Below are 19,183 nucleotides of genomic sequence, written 5' to 3'. Positions count from 1 at the left end.
CTTTTCAGATGTGGGCAGATTACTGCGCATCCAGTTGTTTGCCACGGGTTTCCGGCAGGCTCAACGCCGCAAGGATCACCACCCCGTAGGAAACCGCCGCGAACGCCCCGATGCCTACGCTCAATGGCACCTTCTGGCTGAGCAAGCCGATCAACAGCGGAAACAACGCCGCCAGCGCCCGGCCTATGTTGTAGCAAAAGCCCTGGCCCGAACCGCGAATCCGCGTCGGAAACAACTCGGTCAGGAAGGCACCCATGCCGCTGAAAATCCCCGAGGCAAAGAAGCCCAACGGAAAGCCCAGCCACAGCATCACGCCGTTGCTGACCGGCAATTGGGTGTAAAGCAACACGATGGTGAACGAGCCCACCGCGAACAGAATGAAGTTTTTCTTACGGCCAAGGATGTCAGTCAAATACGCGCTGATGACGTAACCGACGTAGGAACCGACGATCACCATCGCCAGATAACCGCCTGTGCCGAGTACGCTCAAACCGCGCTCGTTTTTCAGGAACGTCGGCAGCCAGGAAGTGATTGCGTAGTAACCGCCCAGTGCGCCGGTGGTCAGTATCGAAGCGCGAAGCGTGGTGAAGAGGATGCCCGGGGCGAAAATCTCGTAGAACTTCGCCGGGTTGCTCGGTTCCTGTTTGGCTTTGGCTTCGCGGTAGATTTCCGGGTCCTTGACCAGGCGACGGACGAAGATCACGAAAATTGCCGGGACGATGCCAAGGATAAACAGTGCACGCCACGCGTCTTCCGGTGGCAACACCGAGAACAGCAGCGCATACAGGATCGCCGTCAGCCCCCAACCCAGCGCCCAGCCCGATTGCACCATGCCCACCGCTTTGCCACGGTCCTTGGCGCGAATCACTTCACCCATCAGTACCGCGCCGGCGGTCCACTCGCCGCCAAAACCGAAACCCATCAAGGTGCGGCTGATCAGCAGTTGTTCGTAGTTTTGCGCGAAGCCGCAGAGGAAGGTGAAGAAGGCGAACCACAGCACCGTCAGTTGCAAGGTGCGCACGCGGCCGATGCGGTCGGAGAGAATCCCCGCCACCCAGCCGCCGATGGCCGAGGCAATCAGCGTACTGGTGTGAATCAGCCCGGCCTCGCCGGTGGTGATGCCCCACATCGCGATGAGGGTCGGCACCACGAAGCTGAGCATCTGGGTGTCCATGCCGTCCAGGCCGTAGCCGATCTTACAGCTCCAGAATGTGCGGCGTTCTTGCTGATTGATGTTGCGGTACCAGTCGAAAGGCCCCGGGCGAGCCGTGGCTTTCGGGATGACGGTGGTGTCGGGCGCACTCATGGCAACTCTCCGTGCAAATTTTATTGGTATTGTTCTGAGCCCCGACGACGCCTATCGTGGGAACCGGATGGCCTGATTTTTGGGCGCTGGGCCCTGTTGCGTCCAACTAATAAAAACCCGCCTTAGACATAAGAAAACTTTATCCACGAGCTGACCCCATGAACCTGAAGTTTCTCGAGACCTTCGTCTGGGTCGCCCGACTCAAAAGTTTTCGCCTGACCGCCGACAAGCTCTTCACCACCCAGGCGTCGATTTCCAGCCGCATCGCCGTGCTCGAAGGCGAACTCGGGGTGAAGCTGTTCCTGCGCGATTCACGCGGCGTGAGCCTGACGCCCGAAGGCTTGAAAGTGCTCGAACATGCCGAGCAGATGATGGACACCATGCAGGCGCTCAAGCAGTCGATCGAGACCCGCTCCAGCAAGGTCGGACGGGTGCGCATCGGCGTGATGGACACGGTGATTCATACCTGGCTGAGCCCGTTGGTGGCACAGATGACGGATCACTATCCGCTGGTGGAAATCGAGCTGGTGGCCGATACCTCGCTCAACCTCTGCGATCAGCTGCAAAAAGGCTTCCTCGACTTGATCCTGCAAACCGACCTGCTGCGTCAGGAAAGCGTGCGCAGCCTGGAGCTGGCCAGTCACCCGATGGGTTGGATCGCTGCCAGCAATTCGATCTACAACCGCGAGTATTCCAGCGTGGCCGATCTGGCGCGGGAGCGGATCATTACCTACTCGAAAAACTCACACCCGCATCAAGAGGTGCTCGCGCTGATGCAGGCCAATGGCGTCATGACGCCACGGCTGAACTGCGTGAATTCGGTGTCGGCGATTACCCGGCTGCTGCGGGACGGTTTCGGCATTGGCGCGTTGCCACCGGTGCTGGTGGCCGAGGAGCTGGCGCGCGGCGAATTGACCTTGCTGGCCATCGATCAACGGCCACCGGATCTACAAGTGGTGGTGTCCTGGCGGACAGGGGCGGAATGGGTCGAGGAGATTGTCGCGCTGTGTCAGCAGGTGCTGGCGGGGTATGCGCGCAAGGTCGGCGAAAACTACATCGTCCTTGCGCGCTGATCACTTACAACCCGCGCAAATCCCGCTCTTCAATCGGCCGGCTCTGGCGCAGGCGCTTGCCGCCCAGCACCACCCAGTCGATCAGCCGGAACAGGCATTCAATCCCGAACGACAGCAGCAACGCGCCGCTCATGCCCCAGATCATCGCTTCCGGCGTCAGCAGGATCTGGTAGCTGTAGCCGTTCCAGGTTTCCTTGCGGATATCCGGGTCGGCGGCCAGTACAACCTGCAGGAAGCGGATGTACCACGGGCCTTGCATGGCCTGGAATTGTTTATCGAGGGCCAGTTGACGGGTCAGCAGGTTGCTCAGGCTGTCGGCATCGCTGCGGAAAACCGGGTCTTCGCTGGCGCGGTAGTGGGCGACCAGGGCCTGCATGTCACCCTTGAAAAATTGAATGGCGGTGCCCTGGAAACCGCTCAAGCCGGTCTGCGCCTCAATCAGGTGCGCTTCGACCCGCTTGGCGTAGTCGTTGATGAACCCCGGCACCTGGACGCCGATCAACAGGCCCGCCGCGAACAACACCAGCCGTAGATAACTGAGCAACATGGGGGAGAATCCTTATTCGGTCTTGCCCTGGCTGACGCATTCACCGCGTCGCCAGAGGCTCCATTGGCCCGGTTCGTAGCGGGTCCAGGTTTCGTTTTCGGTCAGGGGTTCGGTGGCGATGACCGTGACCACGTCGTTGGGCGTGGTTTCGGCCTGGAAATCGACGATCACGTCGACATCCTTCAAGCGCGCCGGGCCAAACGGTGCGCGACGGGTAATCTGCGCCAGCTTGGTCGAGCAATAGCAGAACAGCCAGTCGCCGTCGCTGAGCAGGCAGTTGAACACGCCTTTGCTACGGTATTCGGCGCAGGCGGCTACCAGATCCGGCAGCAGCTGTTCGATCTCTACCGGTTCCGGGAACGCCGCGCGTACGCGGTTGAGCAGATCACAGAACGCCGCTTCACTGTCGGTATCGCCGACCGGGCGATAAAAGCTGGTGATCGGCTGAAAGTCCGCCAGTTGGCCATTGTGGGCGAAACACCAGTTGCGCCCCCACAGTTCGCGCACGAACGGATGGGTATTGGACAGGCAGACCTTGCCGACGTTGGCCTGGCGGATATGGCCGATGACCACTTCGCTCTTGATCGGATAACGTTGCACCAGGTTGGCGACTTCCGATTCGCTGCTCGCCGCCGGGTCCTGGAACAGGCGCAGGCCGCGGCCTTCATAAAAGGCGATGCCCCAACCGTCACGGTGCGGGCCCGTGCGGCCGCCGCGCTGCATCAGCCCGGTAAAGCTGAACACGATATCGGTCGGCACATTGGCGCTCATGCCCAATAACTCACACATGCTCGGACTCTCTGTAAGGCAGGGGCAAGGTTACAAACGCGGTTCGACGCGCATACGCTGAGGGTTGCTCGGGACCGGCGGACGACCGTAACGGTCATCACCGGCACCGCCGAAAGGATGGTCGTCGTCAGGGTCGTCGGCCCGGGCCGCAGCCTTGGCGGCCGCCGTGCGTTCCTTGCGAGCGTTGGAAGCGCGTTCGATCGGGAAACGGATCGCCACGAACACCAGGTAGATGCCGAAGGCGATCATGCCGTACATGAACAGGTCGGAGACCGCCCGCCAGGCATTGTTGCCAACCTTGAACGCGAGATCGAGGGCGGTAATGGCGATGGCCGGTGCGACTTTTTCCTTCACCGGATCGATGATCGTCGGGCTGAACAGCAACACAGCGACCAGCAGCCGCAGGGGCTCGCGCAACCAGCGCCACATCCAGCGGGTCATGCGCATCCACACCAACAGGCAGCCTAAAGCGGCGAAGGCGTAAAGGCCCCAAGCGATCAGATAGTCGTTCTCGGTCATGGTGTCCATGGCAAGGCAGGCAAAGAGGCGCTTATAGTAACGACTTTTCGCACATCAGGCTTGCCCCAATGCCGGCCGGCTATACACAAACACTGTGGGAGCGAGCCTGCTCGCGAAGCGTCCTGTCAGGCAACATTGATGGCGACTGACACACCGCTTTCGCGAGCAGGCTCGCTCCCACAGGGATTTGCGTCATTTGCCTGTAGCCTGCGAAGCCCTTTATTCCGAATATCGCCCGAGAGCCCTTCATGCCCCAATCCGCCAACATCACCAGCGCCCCGATTGCCCACAAGGCTGAAGGTTCTGACCCGTATGCCTGGCTGCAGGAACGCGACACCGACGTGGTGCTCGATTACCTCAAGGCTGAAAACCGCTATCTAGAGGCGCAAACCGCCGATCAGGCCGGTCTGCGCGAAACCCTCTTCGAAGAGATCAAGGGCCGGATTCTCGAAACCGACCTGTCGCTGCCCTCCCCGTGGGGCCCGTATCTGTATTACACGCGTACCACCGCCGGCGACGAATACGCCCGTCACTACCGCTGCCCGCGCCCGGCGGATGACAGCCTGCAACTCGACGAAAGCCAGGAACAGCTGCTGCTGGACCCGAACGAACTGGCCAACGGCGGTTTCTTTTCCCTCGGCGCGTTCAGCATCAGCCCGGACCACCAGCGCCTGGCCTACAGCCTCGACACCACGGGCGATGAGATTTACACGCTGTTCGTGAAGGAATTATCCAGCGGCCGCGTCAGCGAACTGGAGTTTGCCGACTGCGACGGCAGCATGACCTGGGCCAACGACAGCCTGACGCTGTTTTTCGGCGAACTGGACGACACCCATCGCCCGCACAAACTGTTCCGCTATCGACTGGACGGCACGGCGGCCGAAGAAGTGTTCCATGAACCGGACGGCCGCTTCTTCATGCATTGCTATCGTTCAAGCTCGGAGCAGCAATTGCTGCTGGCGCTGGGCAGCAAGACCACCAGCGAAGTCTGGGTGCTCGACGCGTTCCAGCCACAACAGGCGTTTACCTGCGTGGCGCCACGGGTCGAAGACCACGAGTACGACGTCGACCACGGCGCCCTCGACGGCGAGTGGACCTGGTTCATTCGCACCAACCGCGACGGCATCAACTTCGCCCTGTACACGGCCGTCGATACCGGCGTCGCACCGACCGAAGCTGACTGGCAGAACCTGATTCCCCACAGCGACAGCACGATGATCGACGGCATGAGCCTCAATGCCGGCGCCCTGACGCTGAGCCTGCGGGTCGGCGGCTTGCCGATCATAGAGGTTCACCCGCAAGACCTGCCGAGCTACCGCGTGCAATTGCCGGATGCGGCCTACAGCCTGCACGTGCAAAACAGCCTGGAGTTCGTCAGCGAGCGGATCCGCTTGCGCTATGAAGCATTGAACCGTCCGGCACAAATCCGCCAACTGGACCTGGTCAGCGGCGAACAGAAAGTGCTCAAGGAAACCCCGGTGCTCGGCCCGTTCGACGCCGACACCTATGTCAGCCAGCGTCTTTGGGCGACCGCACCGGACGGTACGCAAGTGCCGATCAGCCTGGTGGTCAAGCGCGAAGCCCTCGGCAAGCCGACACCCCTTTATCTGTACGGCTACGGCGCCTACGGCGAAAGCCTCGACCCGTGGTTCTCCCACGCGCGCCTGAGCCTGCTGGACCGCGGCGTGGCGTTTGCCATCGCCCACGTGCGCGGCGGCGGCGAGTTGGGTGAAGCCTGGTATCGCGCCGGCAAACAGGAACACAAGCACAACACCTTCAGCGACTTCATCGCCTGCGCCGAGCACCTGATCGCCAACGGCTTCACCACCTCACAACAATTGGCGATCAGCGGTGGCAGTGCTGGCGGGTTGTTGATCGGTGCGGTGCTTAACATGCGGCCGGAGCTGTTCGGCGCGGCGATTGCCGAAGTGCCGTTCGTCGATGTGTTGAACACGATGCTCGACCCGGATCTGCCGCTGACCGTCACGGAATACGACGAGTGGGGCAATCCAGAAGAGCCGGACGTTTATGATCGGATCAAGGCCTACGCCCCGTACGAAAACGTCACCGCGCAGGCGTATCCGGCGACGCTGGTGATCGCCGGCTACAACGACAGTCGCGTGCAGTACTGGGAAGCGGCGAAGTGGGTAGCGAAATTGCGCGCGACCAAAACCGATACCCATCAACTGCTGCTCAAGACCGAATTGGGTGCCGGGCATGGCGGAATGAGTGGCCGTTATCAGGGATTGCGTGACGTAGCACTCGAATACGCATTTGTTTTCGGAGTTTTGGGCATTGCCTGAGGAACTTGGCTCGGTGATTCGGTCTTAACACCAGAACGCCGGGGTCCGGGACAACCCATACCCCCTGTAGGAGCAAGCTTGCTCGCGATGGCGGTGTGACATTCGACATTGATGCTGAATGTGATGCCCCCATCGCGAGCAAGCTTGCTCCTACAAGAAATGCGTGACTTACCCAAATTTCCGGAACAGCAACAGACAAGAAAAAGACCGTGACGACATGTCAGAACCGACCTTACTGAACAACGAAATCCGCGACTGGCTGATGGACTGTGGCCTGTTCGATCAACTGCTGCCCGCCGACTTCGCAGCCGCCTCGGGCTACTTCAGCATCAGCACGGTGGCCGAGGGTGAAGAGATCTTCCGCGAAGGCGATGCCGGCAGTTTCATGTGCATCATCCATACCGGCCAGGTCGCGGTACAAAAAACCAACAGCGACGGACAACGGGTGACCATGGCCACGCTGCGCAGCGGTCGGGCGTTCGGCGAAATGGCTGTGCTCGATGGCGAACGGCGTTCCGCCAGTTGTGTGGCCGCGAGCAATTGCCAGCTGCTGAACCTGGGCAAGGATTCCCTGGAAAAGATGCTCAACGACGCGCCGAAAATCGCCGCCAAGATCATCCGCGCCCTCGCCGTCTCCCTGTCCAAACGCCTGCGCATGGCCGATGGCCAACTGCTTTCACAGCAGGTTTAACCACCGGGCGACTTGATCTTCGTGCGGTTCTGCTCAAGCCCCGGCAAGGGCTGGTCCTTGGGCGGGCTGGGCACTTCGATCGGCGGCAACAGCGGCGGCCCGCCACTGCCAGGCCCGGCTTTGGGCACACTGTTGGGGGTGATCTGCGGGTACGGCGTCGGCGTTGCCGTGCCGGGCGAACCGGGCAGCGGCGACGGGCTGGTCGGAATGGTTTGCAGCTCTTGGGCCTGCACTGCAGTTATCGAGAGCGCGGCCAAGGCAATGACCGTTAGAATGGTGCGCTTCATCAATGGCTCCGTTAGCCTTGTTGTCTGTTTGCAGGCTACTCCCAACTGCGTTCGTTTGCCTCCCCCATGCCCTTCCTCCTCAAGAGAACCCCATGAAACGTTTCGTTCTGCTCGACACCGCGCCTATCCCTGAAAACGGCGGTGCCCTGTGCCTGTTCGAATACGGTGAGGATTTCGTCATCAAGATCCAGGGCGGCGACGGCGGACAATTGATGAATACGCGCATGCACGGTTCCGAAGATGCGCTGGCCGAGATCCCCTGCCGCAAGGTCGCCGGACGGCCGAATTCTCGGGTATTGATTGGTGGCCTGGGCATGGGCTTTACCCTCGCCTCGGCCCTCAAGCATCTGGGCAAGACCGCTGAAGTGGTGGTCGCCGAACTGGTACCGGGCGTGGTCGAGTGGAATCGCGGGCCGCTGGGCGAGAAAGCCGGCAACCCGCTGCTGGATAAACGCACGGTGATTCGCATGGAAGACGTGGCGAACGTGCTGCAGGCCGAACCGCAAGGTTTCGACGCGATCATGCTCGACGTCGATAACGGCCCGGAAGGCCTGACCCAGAGGGCCAACAGCTGGCTCTATTCCGCGGGCGGCCTGAGTGCCTGCGCCAAAGCCCTGCGCCCAAAAGGGGTGCTGGCCGTCTGGTCCGCCAGCGCCGACAAGCAGTTTTCCGACAAACTGAAGAAAGCGGGCTTCAAGGCCGAGGAAGTCCAGGTCTTCGCCCACGGCAACAAGGGCACCCGCCACACCATCTGGATTGCCGAGAAGCTCAAGGGCTAGGCTAAACTTACGTCATAACCGTCATTAGTCTTTTACAAAGGTGAACCCATGAGTTCGTCAACACCGACCAACACCTCGAAGCTGGACCGCATCCTCGCCGACAACCAGCGCGACAAGGAAATGGGTTACCGCGACAAAGCCCTGAAGATGTACCCGCACGTGTGCGGCCGCTGCGCCCGTGAGTTTTCCGGCAAGCGCCTGAGCGAACTGACCGTGCACCACCGCGACCACAACCACGACAACAACCCGCAGGATGGTTCGAACTGGGAATTGTTGTGCCTGTATTGCCACGACAACGAACACTCGCGGTATACCGACCAGCAGTATTTCGGTGAGGGCTCGTTGAGCACGCCGAAGATTGCCAAGGCGACGCATAACCCGTTTGCGGCGTTGGCCGGGTTGATGAAGAAAGAAGACTGAATATCTTTATTGCCTGACCCGGCCCCATCGCTAGCAGGCTAGCTCCCACAGGGATCTTCTGTGCACATAAGTGTTTGTGAACACCCGAGATCCAATGTGGGAGCTAGCCTGCTAGCGATAGCAATTGTTCAGGCACCACCAATCTCAAACCAGACACCCCCTCCCCCAATCCCCGTATAATCGCCGTTTTTTCCCCGAAGGCACCCCGCTCGTGGCAGACAAACGGTACAGCTGCATTGGTTTGTTCAACCCAAAATCACCGGAAAACGTCGGCTCGGTCATGCGCGCCGCCGGCTGCTACAACGTGGCGTCCGTGTTCTACACCGGCAAGCGCTATGACCGCGCCGCCGACTTCGTCACCGACACCAAACGCGTTCACTACGACATTCCGCTGATCGGCATCGACGACCTGAAAAAAATCCTGCCGCTGGGCTGCGTGCCGGTGGCCGTGGAACTGGTCGACGGCGCCCGTTCGCTGCCGGAATACACCCACCCGGATCGCGCGCTGTACATCTTTGGCCCGGAAGACGGCTCGCTGGATAAAGAGATTCGCGACTGGTGTGAAGACGTGGTCTACATCCCGACCACCGGTTGCATGAATCTTGCGGCCACCGTCAACGTCGTGCTGTACGACCGCATGGCCAAGGGCCTCAACACCCGCTCCGGGCCGAAATTCCGCTGAACCGACGCACATCCGATGGAACAAGCCGCCCGCCTCGGCAGTCAGCTTAATTATCTATTCTTGAAGCAGTCCTTCCAGCAGGAGACAGATCATGAGCGAACTCAAACGCGTCGAGCGCATCGAATCCACCCCGTTCCAGAGTCCTTCCGAGCATAACGTCCACGGTTGGGAACGCGCCGGCTCCGTCGCCGGCGGCCTGGTGATGGTGGGCAAAGGCCTGCGTCGCGGCGGTATTTTCGGATTGATCCAGGTGGCGATCGGTGGCGTGGCGCTGGCCCGTGGCATTACTGGCCACAGCTCGGCCAAGAGCCTGCTGGAGAAGAGCCGTCAGGACATGAACAACGTGCGGGCGAAGATCGAGCGTGCCGGGGAAGACCTGGCTCGGTTGAAGGCGAATGCCGAGGCAGCGACCAAAACCGCCACCGTGACCGGGAATGATTCGTTGAAGTCGCCGAAAGCCGGGGTTTGATCCGAAATATCCGTTGAGGCTTGTGGCCTCTTCGCTAGCAGGCTAGCTCCCACATTGGTCCCGTGTACGACGAAGCCCCAGTGTGGGAGCTAGCCTGCTAGCGATAGCGGTGTCACTGAATCAAATCATTATCGAGGACTTTCGAGGACTCGCCAATCACGCTCTCGGCCAGTTGAACGAATTCCTTGGTATCCACACTCTCCAGATGCATCGCCCCACGCAACACATCATCGAGCGAGCGCTTGTTGCGGGTTTTAATGCGAATTTCCTGATCCAGTTCACTCAGCAATAGAACCGCTTTGCCAATCTGTGCCGGGCTGATCTGCTCGCCCCGCAACGTCGTGACCTTCTGGCTATCCTTGGCCAACTTCTTGTGCAAACTCTCATACCGCTCATCACTTATGCCACCGGCGCGGCGCACCAGTTCGATGGCGTAATACTCGGCAAAGCCTTCGCTGATCCAGTCGCTGCGCTGCTTGTCGTTGATGCGCCCGAACACTTGGGCCAGCTCACGCACCAGCGCGCTGCTGCCACTTTCGCTGACCAGTGGCAGACGCGAATTCAGATAGATCGACTCTCGCGCCGCCAGACTGCCGCGCCACATTGGGTCGTTGGCGCCGACGATCAGCAATTTGGCGGGATGACGCGGAAACACGGCCTGCACTTGCGGCCAGACGAACGTCAGCAGCGTCAGCACGTCCATGCGGCGCATGCCTTGGCCCTGAGGCGAGGCGACGGTGACTTCGGTTTCCCCAAGCCGGGTGCGACGACTGCCGAGGTGACCGGCGAGCATCCAGCCGGTTGGCCGGTCGAACAGGCGCGAGACGTTGTCGATGCGGAATTTGTTCTTGCCGATCCGCGGCCAGGCGGTTTCGACGCTTTTCCATCCGCTGGGCAATTCGAATTCAAGGCGTGACACCAACTCGACGCCGTCCTGCTGATCGAGTCTGGCGGCCGGTACCAGGTCGTCGCCACGCATCAGCGCCCAGGTCGGGGTCATGCGCGTGTCGAAGCTGCCGCTCTTGCGGCCGTGGCTGATGCGCACGCGGTAGGTCAGGCTGGCCTTGTCGGCCGTCGGGCGCCAGACACCCCGGGCCTCTTTGCCCGGCGTGAGTTGCCATTGGCCGTCGGCCTTGAAGTCGCTGTAATGGCTGCCGTCGCCGAGGTCGAAATCCAGACTGCGTACCGCCGAACCCTGGGCCAGCGTCAGGCGCACTTCAGCCTGATCGCTTTGCGGCAACAGGCGCACGTGGTAATCCAGATCGACTTTCTTCGCCGCCCACACCGACGAACTCAGGGCCAGCAGCCCAACGGCCAACGCCAGCCGCAATCCCACAGCCATACACACTCCCTTGTAAAACTAACCTGCGCGGAAAATCAGATGGTCTTCCCAATCGTCCTCGGGCACGCTGCCTTCGGCGAGCATGCGCCCGGACTGGGAAATACGTTCGTGATGCACGGCATCGCGATCACCGCACACCAGGTGGTGCCAGAGTGGCAAATCCTTGCCCTCGCTGACCAGGCGATAACCGCAGGTCGGCGGCAGCCATTTGAACTCATCGGCCTTGCCCGGTGTGAGTTGAATGCAGTCCGGCACGAACTCACGACGGTTGGGGTAATCGCTGCACTGGCAGGTTTTCAGATCCAGCAGTTTGCAGGCGATGCGCGTGTAATAAACGCTGTTGTCGTCTTCATCCTCAAGCTTTTGCAGGCAGCACAGGCCACAACCGTCGCACAGCGATTCCCATTCCTCTTGATCGAGTTGATCGAGGGTTTTGCGTATCCAGAACGGTTCGACTTTGGCGGCCATGGCTCAAGCATCAACATCAGGTGGTGAAAAGGCCGCCAGTCTAGTGCCAAGGCCGTTGCGGGCCAAGCATTGGCGACTGCCGGTAGAACGCGCTTGTCAGTTTTTGCGCTGCCCAGTAGGGTTTCGCGTCGCCCCTCACTTTCAAACGTAGCAAGGAATCTATTGATGAGTGCCAATCCACGCGTTGCCGATTATGCCATCCACCCTCAATTCACCGATCGCTGGTCGCCCCGCGCCTTCACCGGCGAGGCCATCTCCGAGGAAACCCTGCTGAGCTTCTTCGAAGCCGCACGCTGGGCGCCATCGGCCTACAACTCGCAGCCTTGGCGGTTTCTCTACGCGTGCCGCGATACGCCGAACTGGGAGCGTTACCTGGGCCTGCTGAACGAGTTCAACCGCAGCTGGGCGCAACACGCCTCGGCGCTGGTGATCGTGATCTCGAAAACCACCTTCACGGCGCCCGGCGCCACTGAAGAAACCCCGGCGCTGTGGCACACCTTCGACACCGGTTCTGCCTGGGGCCATCTGGCGCTGCAAGCGAGCATCAGCGGCTGGCACACCCACGGCATGGCCGGTTTCGATCAGGAACTGACCCGCAAGGAGCTGAACATTCCTGAAGGTTACGCACTGCACGCGGCAGTGGCGGTGGGCAAGCTGGGGGACAAGGCGACGCTGGCGGATTACCTGCAAGCCCGTGAAGAGCCAAGCCCGCGTCGTCCGTTGAGCGAGTTGGCGGCTGAAGGCGACTTCACCCTCTAAGCCACAACATAGAACCAAATGTGGGAGCGAGACCGGCTTGCCGGCGATAGCGGTGTGTCAGTCAATATTTACGGAGACTGTCACACCGCTATCGCCGGCAAGCCGGTCTCGCTCCCACAGTTATTTGCACACCATTCAAGTCCAGCGATGGGTTCAATACCCGCGATTGAAATCCACTTCGCCGCGCAACGCTTCGCCCGCCTGATACGCCCGCAAATTCTCGACAAACAACTTCACCATCATCGTCGGCGACGTTGGTGCGGAGCTGTGGCCGGTCAGCAGCAGGCCCCAGGCCGTCCAGAACGGATGACGTTGCGGCAGAGGTTCCTGACGGCAAACGTCGATCACAGCGCCCGCCAGATGCCCTTCCTTCAAGGCTTCCACCAGATCCGCATCGACCACCGCCACGCCGCGCCCGACGTTGATGAACAACCCGGTCGGCTTGAATTGCTTGAACAGCGCCGCGTTGTACAGGTCGTGGGTGCTCGGGGTGTTCGGCAGCAGGTTGATCACGTAATCCACTTCACCGACCAGGCGCGGCAAGTCCGCCAACGCTCCCACTTCGACAAACGGTGCCTGCTCGCGGGCTTCGCTGGCGATGCCATACAACTCGACGCCAAACGGCAGCAGGAACTGCGCGACGGTCTGGCCGATATCGCCGGTGCCGACGATCAAGACCTTGCGCCCCGCCAGGCTTTGACCCTGACGACTGTCCCATTTGCGCTCGACCTGACTGACCAGGCGCGGCAGCACTTCGCGTTCGTGGCCGAGCATGTAGGTCAACACGTATTCAGCCATGACCTGACCGAAAATCCCGACAGCGCGAGTCAGGCGATAGTGGCGCGGCAAACCGTCGGCCAGCAGCGGCGTGATCCCGGCCCACGTCGACTGCAACCATTGTGGCTGGTGGCCCTGACGCAACAGAGTGGCCAGGAGGTCCGGCTGACCCAGCCAGATCGGGCAATCGGCAGCCTGACTGGCCAGTTCGGCGGAGTCACCGCTGGTCAGCACTTCCAGATCAGGTGCTGCCTGACGCAACAGTTGGGCATACACAGGGTGGTCGTGTTCAGCAATCAGAACGCGCATGGTTCAAACCTTTCAAAAGCAGTGCAGACGGCCGCCGAGGGAGTATCGCTCCCTCGTTGCGGCCATCGCCAAAATCATTCCAGTTTTTCATAAAGGCTCTGAACAGAGCCTGTCTGCCGACTACATCGGGTCGTTGCGTCGCAACAACTCTTCCGGCAAGTGTTCGATGTATTCGTCTTCGGCCGGTGGCATTTGCAGGTGATAGCCCTGCTTGTCGAGGTTTTCCAGGACCACGGCGATGTCCTCGCGCGACAGCTTGCGCTCGGGGGTCAGCACCAGATCGAAGGCGTGGATGGCTTTGCCGAAGGCCGCCATCAGTGTTTCAGGCACGCGCTCCAGTGCATCGCTCTTGAGCACATAGAGGTACATTTCGTTTCTTTTCGAGCTGCGGTAGATGGAGCAAATACGTTTCAAGGCTGTTCTCCGGCGGTGGCCAGGCTGTCGAGCAGCGCCTGGCCCATCAATTCGCGGCGCCAGCCACGCAGCGAATCAGGCAATTGGTAAGGACCATTGGGGAAGCCGCTCTTGAGCAGCGCTTCCAGGGTTTTCTTGCGCAGCATCAGTTCCGGCGCCACGTTCAGTCGCTCGGCTTCGGCCTGGCCGAGCGCACGCAACTGTTTGATCAGTGCGGCAGCATCCACCGGCAACGGTTCCGGCACGGCAGGCGGCCATTGATCTGGCGACACACTGCCAGAGCGCTTGATCAGATCAAGCAGAAATTCGCCGTCCTGACGCACGGTACGCGGGTGCATGTCTTCGATTTTCGCCAACGCCCCGAGATTGTCCGGTTGCGTGCGCGCCAGCGGCCACAGGGAATGTTCACGGATGATGCGATTGCGCGGCAGATCACGGGCACGGGCCTCGTGTTCACGCCAGGCGCAGAGTTCACGCAAAACGGCGAGCTGAGCGCGAGACAACTTCCAGGCCAATTTCGCTTCGCGGTAAACCTCGTACGGGTCGACTTCACGACGCAGGTTGGCCACCAGCTCGGCGCCGTCTTCCAGGACCCAGGCGTACTTGTCGTCAGACAGCTTCGGACGAAGCTGTACGAAAACTTCCGCCAGGTGCAAGGCGTCTTCGGCGGCGTAGCTGATCTGGGTGTCGGACAGTGGGCGTTGCAGCCAATCGGAACGGGTCTCGCCCTTGGGCAGGTCGATGCCGAGCACTTCCTGCACCAACCGCGAATACCCCATGGAGAAACCGAGGTTCAGGTAGGCGGCGGCCAATTGCGTGTCGAACAGCGGCGCCGGCAGACTGCCGGTCAGGCGCAGCAACACTTCGAGGTCTTCGCTGCACGCATGGACGACTTTGACCACCGCCGGGTTTTCCAGCAACGCGGCCAGGGGTTGCCAGTTGTCGATGGTCAACGGGTCAATCAGGTAAGCGCGTACGCCATCGCCGATCTGCAGCAAACCCGCGATCGGATAAAAGGTGTCGACCCGCATGAATTCGGTGTCGAGGGCAACGTAGGGCAGCTGCTGCCACTCGGCGCAAAACCGGTCGAGGCTATCGTTGTCGCGAATCCAGTGAATATCGATGGCCACACGGCTCTCCCTTGAAGAATGGCGCGCAGTATATATCGCCCCCGGCGATTTCCGCGCCTCCACTGAACAAGAGCTTTAGCGAAAACACCTGCTTGTTTGCAAGAATTGTCTGACGGAGGGAGGTTATCTGGCCTTACGCAGCACGTAGACGCGCATCCGCGTGCAACCGGGCAGGAAATCCTGATGGCTGAGTAAACGGAACCCGGCCTGTTTGAACTCGGCTTCCACCTCGGCCTTACTGGCCAGATGCCGGGCATGAGTACCTTGTGCATCGGGTTGCCGGCGTTTGAAATGAGCTTCGACCCGCACCGCGACAATCACGGTGTCGCGGCTGACCCGGTGGAACTCACCGAGCATGGCCGAGCGATGCTCGGCACAGGCGATGTGCTGAAACAGTTGCATGCAAAAAATGCAGTCCACCGCATTCGCCGACAAGCCGATGGCGAATGCCGAACTCTGAAAGGTCTTGACCCGTTTCAACAGCTCTTGCGGATGATGGATCGGGGCGTGATCGAGCATGTCCTGCGACGGATCGGACGCCAGGATCACCCGATTCGCGTGTTCGGCCAGCACCGGCCAGAAACGTCCGGCCCCGCAAGCGACGTCAAGAATCAACCCCGGCTCGCCGGCCACTTTGAGCGCGTTGCGCACCAACTGCTCGTCCCGCCAGAACGCCAGGCGCCCGGCCAGACCACGCGGACGCGGCTGCATGCAGACGCGGGCGTGTTCCTGGTCATAGCGCCGGGCGAACTCAAGCTCGAAGGCGGATGGTGGTTGAGGGGACATGTGTGATTGCTCTTGTAGGAAAATCTACCGGCCGCAGGTTAGCGGCCGATACGTGAAAAAAAGGTTGTCACCCTCACTCTTTGGCCAAGACGCCGTCGATCACCGCACCACGGCAGCCGGCAAACAGGTCCAGATCCTGGTTGTAGACCTTACTGTTGACCTCCAGCAGACCGAGCATCGAATGGAACAGATTGTCCTGGCTCAGCGGCTTCTCACGGCTCAATTGCAGGCAGTGGGTGTCCACCGAGAACGACTTTTGATAGCTGTCAGAGAACCATGCCAGCATCGCAACATGCTTCTGTTGCTCCGGTGCCAGCATGTAAGGCGTGCCGTGGAGGAACAGGTTGTATTCGCCCAGGGATTCGCCGTGGTCCGACAGGTAGAGCATCGCGGTATCAACTTTGTCCTGGTTGCTGCGCAACAGATCGATCAGGGTCGACAGCACGTGATCGGTGTAAACGAGGGTGTTGTCGTAACCATTTACGATACTTTCGCGACTGCAATTATTCAGGGCATTACTTTCGCAAACCGGGGTAAAGCGTTCGTACTCTTTCGGGTAGCGCTTGAAGTACTCCGGGCCATGACTGCCCATCTGGTGCAACACCAATACCGTGTCTTTATCCAGGGTGTCGATGAAGTGCTGCAAACCTTGCAGGAGAATTTCATCGCGACATTCACTATTGGCGCAGAGCACCGGATCTTTCAGGTTGCTGACATCGTCGAGGGTGACGCGGTCGCACGTGCCTTTGCAGCCTGACTGGTTATCGCGCCATATCACCTCCAGGCCTGCACGCTTGAGCACATCCAGCAGGCCTTCTTCATTCTTGGCCTTGCTCGCGTTGTAGTCCTTGCGGCCCATGTTGGAAAACATGCAGGGCACCGACACGGCCGTTTCAGTACCGCAGGAATGCACATCGGTGAACGCAATCAGGCCGGCTTCTTTATCCAGTTTCGGCGTGGTGTCACGGTTATAACCCAGCACACCGAAGTTCTCGGCCCGGGCACTTTCACCGACCACCAGCACGGTCAGGGATTTGCGGCTGTGCGCTTGCCAGGTCGGATTTCTCTCGGCGTCCTCACCGATTTTAACGAAAGGCTGATGGGCCGAAGCGACTTGCTCACGCAGGTAGCTGAACGAGGCGCCGATGTAGTTGCTCGGGACCACCATCAAACGCAATTCATGGTGATTGCGAAACAGTGAGGACAGGCCCTGATAGTTGACCAGTGCGACGCCACCGACCACCGCCACCGACGCAACACTCACCAATACTTTACTGAGCAACTCACGGTGCCAGCGACGGTAATTAATTGGCGTCTTCCACAACAGCCACGAGGGTAAAACCCCGAGCAGAACAATATAAACAAGTAACTTTATCGAGAGTAAGTCGCGCACTTCCGTGGCATTGGTTTGCGCAAAGTTACGCAACATGCCGGTGTCGATAAGTGCACCGTATTGCCCCATGAAATACGCCACTCCGGCGCTGATCATGAAAAGTAGAGTCAGGACCGGTTTCAGCAGCGGGCGGAACGCCAGCAGGGTCAATACGATGTTGAAAGCAGCCAGAATCATCAAGCCAAAAGCCACACGCATGACGATGCCTTGACCGTCGAACGCGGTGATTTCAAACAAATGTTGCCAGAGCACCAAATTAAAGCCTGTCAATAAAAAGGCACTGGCAATCAACGTCACCCACTCGGGGCGAACGGCTTTGAGTTTCCACATGATAATCGGCTGTTCCTGAAAAGAAGTGCCGTCGGTCAATGTGAAAATTTCATTGACCGCGACAGCACTAATTTTAAGTAGCCAACCATCAATTTTTTGTGAAAAAGAAGCCAACGATTAGTTGGCTTAAGGCGTTTAACTACATCTTGAGATGTATTTGAGAATGGTTCAGGCCTGGTTCAGGTACCAACGCCAATCCTGCTCACCGACCTCGCCCATGAATTGACGATACTCGGCACGCTTCACCGCGAGGTAAACACCCAGAAATTCTCTGCCAAAGGCCTCTCGCGCCCAGCCCGAACCTTCCAGTGCGCGCAAGGTGGTCAGCCAGTCGGTGGGCAGCAGTTCCGTGGCCTGGGCGTAACCATTGCCCTCCACGGGCGCCCCCGGGTCCAGTTGTTCGCGAATGCCGCGATGGATACCCGCCAGAATCGCCGCAGCCGCCAGGTACGGGTTGGCGTCGGCGCCGCAAATGCGATGTTCGATGTGCCGCGAGAATGCCGGCCCGCCTGGCACGCGTAGGCTCACGGTGCGATTGTCCACGCCCCAGGTGGCCGCCAGCGGCGCGTAGCTGTTGGTCTGGAAGCGACGGTAGGAGTTGGCGTTCGGGCAGAACAGTAACAACGAATCGAGCAAAGTGCTGAGCATCCCGCCAACCGCCTGTTTGAGCAGCGGTGTACCGTCTGCGGCTTCGCTGGCGAACAGGTTGTTGCCGTCCTTGTCCGCGAGGCTGACGTGCATATGCATGCCCGTGCCGGCCAGGTCATCGAACGGTTTGGCCATGAAGCACGCAGCCATCCCGTGCTTGTGCGCCACACCCTTGACCAGCCGCTTGTAGCGCACGGCTTCGTCCATCGCCTGCAAGGCGTCGGTGCGATGCTCAAGAGTGATTTCCACCTGCCCCGGCGCGTATTCGGAAATCGCCGTGCGCGCCGGAATGCCCTGGAGTTTGCAGGCGTTGTAGAGATCCGCCAGAAACGGCTCGATCTGCTCCAGTTCACGCAAGCCGTAGACTTGAGTTGCGCGCGGGCGCCCGCCATCGACATCCCGCGCCGGTTGCGGCCGACCATTGCTGTCGCGCTGCTGATCCAGCAGATAAAACTCCAGCTCCGCGGCCATCACCGGGTAATAGCCGTCCGCCTGCAAGCCTTCGATCACCTTCGCCAACAGGTGCCGCGGGTCGGCGATAGTTGCCGGCATGCCCTCCTTCGGGTGCATGCTGACTTGCACCGCCGCCGTCGGAATCAATCGCCATGGCATGCGCGTCAGGCTGCCGCTGATCGGGTAGGCCCGGCAATCGATATCCCCCACGTCCCAGACCAGACCGGAGTTTTCCACGTCATCGCCGTTGATGGTCAGGCCCAGGATAGTGCTTGGCAGGGGGCGACCGCTTTCGTAGACCGCCAACAGTTCATCGCGATGCAACAACTTGCCCCGTGGCACACCGTTGTTGTCGAGGATGAACAACTCGAACATCTCGATATCCGGATTCTGTTCCAGAAAAGTCAGGGCTTCTTGTTTCGTGGCGAAGGAGGTCGTGGCACAACTCATAGGAATTCTCTTGTTTCCGCGTCAGGCAAACGCGCAGGCGCTGCCGGTTTGATCCCGGC

At 60.2% G+C, this 19,183-nt stretch carries 21 protein-coding genes; 8 read left to right on the top strand and 13 right to left on the bottom strand.

The genetic code is table 11. The features are described from left to right. Positions 1–19 precede the first annotated feature (19 nt). Positions 20–1,306, bottom strand: coding sequence for an MFS transporter (locus IB254_RS22450; RefSeq protein ID WP_192419493.1), 1,287 nt, complete (start codon positions 1,304–1,306; stop codon positions 20–22). A 158-nt stretch (positions 1,307–1,464) separates the two neighbouring features. Here IB254_RS22450 and IB254_RS22445 point away from each other — a divergent pair, with 158 nt between their 5' ends. Next, positions 1,465–2,379 (top strand): LysR family transcriptional regulator, encoded by a 915-nt coding sequence (locus tag IB254_RS22445; protein WP_008035056.1) that lies wholly within the window; start codon positions 1,465–1,467, stop codon positions 2,377–2,379. 4 nt (positions 2,380–2,383) lie between these two features. Here the strand turns inward: IB254_RS22445 and IB254_RS22440 are convergent, their stop codons facing one another. The 3 genes from IB254_RS22440 to IB254_RS22430 are packed head-to-tail and all read right to left on the bottom strand — an operon-like array spanning position 2,384 to position 4,243. After that, positions 2,384–2,926 carry a DUF2937 family protein gene (locus IB254_RS22440; RefSeq protein WP_008035055.1) on the bottom strand — a complete coding sequence of 181 codons (543 nt, stop codon included), beginning with the start codon at positions 2,924–2,926 and terminating at the stop codon, positions 2,384–2,386. Positions 2,927–2,938: 12 nt separating this feature from the next. Further along, positions 2,939–3,715, bottom strand: coding sequence for a class II glutamine amidotransferase (locus tag IB254_RS22435; RefSeq protein ID WP_192419491.1), 777 nt, complete (start codon positions 3,713–3,715; stop codon positions 2,939–2,941). A 30-nt stretch (positions 3,716–3,745) separates the two neighbouring features. Beyond that, positions 3,746–4,243, bottom strand: a complete 498-nt coding sequence (locus tag IB254_RS22430) for an MFS transporter (protein WP_192228710.1) — start codon at positions 4,241–4,243, stop codon at positions 3,746–3,748. A gap of 239 nt (positions 4,244–4,482) precedes the next feature. On the opposite strand from IB254_RS22430, the gene IB254_RS22425 reads away from it, so the two are divergent. Beyond that, on the top strand, positions 4,483–6,537 hold the full coding sequence (locus tag IB254_RS22425) for a S9 family peptidase (RefSeq protein WP_192419489.1): 2,055 nt from the start codon (positions 4,483–4,485) through the stop codon (positions 6,535–6,537). A 217-nt stretch (positions 6,538–6,754) separates the two neighbouring features. Next, on the top strand, positions 6,755–7,228 hold the full coding sequence (locus tag IB254_RS22420) for a cyclic nucleotide-binding domain-containing protein (RefSeq protein ID WP_008035048.1): 474 nt from the start codon (positions 6,755–6,757) through the stop codon (positions 7,226–7,228). On the opposite strand, the gene IB254_RS22415 is transcribed toward IB254_RS22420, so the two are convergent. After that, the gene (locus tag IB254_RS22415) at positions 7,225–7,515 is read right to left on the bottom strand and encodes a hypothetical protein (RefSeq protein WP_150634631.1); all 291 of its coding nucleotides are present in this window, start codon (positions 7,513–7,515) and stop codon (positions 7,225–7,227) included. The genes IB254_RS22420 and IB254_RS22415 overlap by 4 nt on opposite strands. A gap of 92 nt (positions 7,516–7,607) precedes the next feature. Between IB254_RS22415 and IB254_RS22410 the strand changes: the two genes are divergently transcribed. From IB254_RS22410 to IB254_RS22395, 4 genes are all read left to right on the top strand, one after another. After that, positions 7,608–8,294: a spermidine synthase gene (locus IB254_RS22410; RefSeq protein WP_150634630.1), complete on the top strand. Its 687-nt coding sequence runs from the start codon at positions 7,608–7,610 to the stop codon at positions 8,292–8,294. Between the two features lie 48 nt (positions 8,295–8,342). After that, the gene (locus IB254_RS22405; protein WP_007944009.1) at positions 8,343–8,714 is read left to right on the top strand and encodes a YajD family HNH nuclease; all 372 of its coding nucleotides are present in this window, start codon (positions 8,343–8,345) and stop codon (positions 8,712–8,714) included. Between the two features lie 211 nt (positions 8,715–8,925). Continuing rightward, complete coding sequence (locus IB254_RS22400; RefSeq protein WP_008034973.1) at positions 8,926–9,396, top strand: RNA methyltransferase; 471 nt, start codon at positions 8,926–8,928, stop codon at positions 9,394–9,396. Between the two features lie 91 nt (positions 9,397–9,487). Then, positions 9,488–9,865, top strand: coding sequence for a DUF2892 domain-containing protein (locus IB254_RS22395; RefSeq protein WP_192228707.1), 378 nt, complete (start codon positions 9,488–9,490; stop codon positions 9,863–9,865). A gap of 112 nt (positions 9,866–9,977) precedes the next feature. Here IB254_RS22395 and IB254_RS22390 read toward each other — a convergent pair whose 3' ends face one another. Beyond that, positions 9,978–11,207 carry a hypothetical protein gene (locus IB254_RS22390; RefSeq protein ID WP_192419487.1) on the bottom strand — a complete coding sequence of 410 codons (1,230 nt, stop codon included), beginning with the start codon at positions 11,205–11,207 and terminating at the stop codon, positions 9,978–9,980. Between the two features lie 18 nt (positions 11,208–11,225). Then, positions 11,226–11,675 (bottom strand): YcgN family cysteine cluster protein, encoded by a 450-nt coding sequence (locus tag IB254_RS22385; protein WP_008034970.1) that lies wholly within the window; start codon positions 11,673–11,675, stop codon positions 11,226–11,228. Between the two features lie 165 nt (positions 11,676–11,840). Here IB254_RS22385 and IB254_RS22380 point away from each other — a divergent pair, with 165 nt between their 5' ends. Then, a complete protein-coding gene (locus tag IB254_RS22380; RefSeq protein WP_192419485.1) occupies positions 11,841–12,434 on the top strand; it encodes a nitroreductase family protein in 594 nt (197 codons plus the stop codon). Between the two features lie 153 nt (positions 12,435–12,587). Here IB254_RS22380 and IB254_RS22375 read toward each other — a convergent pair whose 3' ends face one another. From IB254_RS22375 to IB254_RS22350, 6 genes are all read right to left on the bottom strand, one after another. Then, complete coding sequence (locus IB254_RS22375; RefSeq protein ID WP_008034968.1) at positions 12,588–13,520, bottom strand: D-2-hydroxyacid dehydrogenase; 933 nt, start codon at positions 13,518–13,520, stop codon at positions 12,588–12,590. Positions 13,521–13,640: 120 nt separating this feature from the next. Next, positions 13,641–13,934, bottom strand: a complete 294-nt coding sequence (locus IB254_RS22370) for a YcgL domain-containing protein (protein ID WP_192419483.1) — start codon at positions 13,932–13,934, stop codon at positions 13,641–13,643. Further along, the gene (gene rnd, locus IB254_RS22365; protein ID WP_192419481.1) at positions 13,931–15,064 is read right to left on the bottom strand and encodes a ribonuclease D; all 1,134 of its coding nucleotides are present in this window, start codon (positions 15,062–15,064) and stop codon (positions 13,931–13,933) included. Before rnd ends, IB254_RS22370 begins: the two co-directional genes overlap by 4 nt. Positions 15,065–15,187: 123 nt before the next feature. Continuing rightward, the gene (locus tag IB254_RS22360) at positions 15,188–15,850 is read right to left on the bottom strand and encodes a class I SAM-dependent methyltransferase (protein ID WP_192228704.1); all 663 of its coding nucleotides are present in this window, start codon (positions 15,848–15,850) and stop codon (positions 15,188–15,190) included. A 73-nt stretch (positions 15,851–15,923) separates the two neighbouring features. Further along, positions 15,924–17,573: a phosphoethanolamine transferase gene (locus IB254_RS22355; protein WP_192419480.1), complete on the bottom strand. Its 1,650-nt coding sequence runs from the start codon at positions 17,571–17,573 to the stop codon at positions 15,924–15,926. Positions 17,574–17,741: 168 nt separating this feature from the next. Continuing rightward, the gene (locus tag IB254_RS22350) at positions 17,742–19,124 is read right to left on the bottom strand and encodes a glutamine synthetase family protein (protein ID WP_192419479.1); all 1,383 of its coding nucleotides are present in this window, start codon (positions 19,122–19,124) and stop codon (positions 17,742–17,744) included. Positions 19,125–19,183 lie beyond the last annotated feature (59 nt).

The sequence above is a fragment of the Pseudomonas sp. PDM03 genome, assembly GCF_014852385.1.
Classification (GTDB): Bacteria; Pseudomonadota; Gammaproteobacteria; order Pseudomonadales; family Pseudomonadaceae; genus Aquipseudomonas; species Aquipseudomonas migulae.
This window is presented reverse-complemented; position numbering and strand designations above follow the sequence as displayed.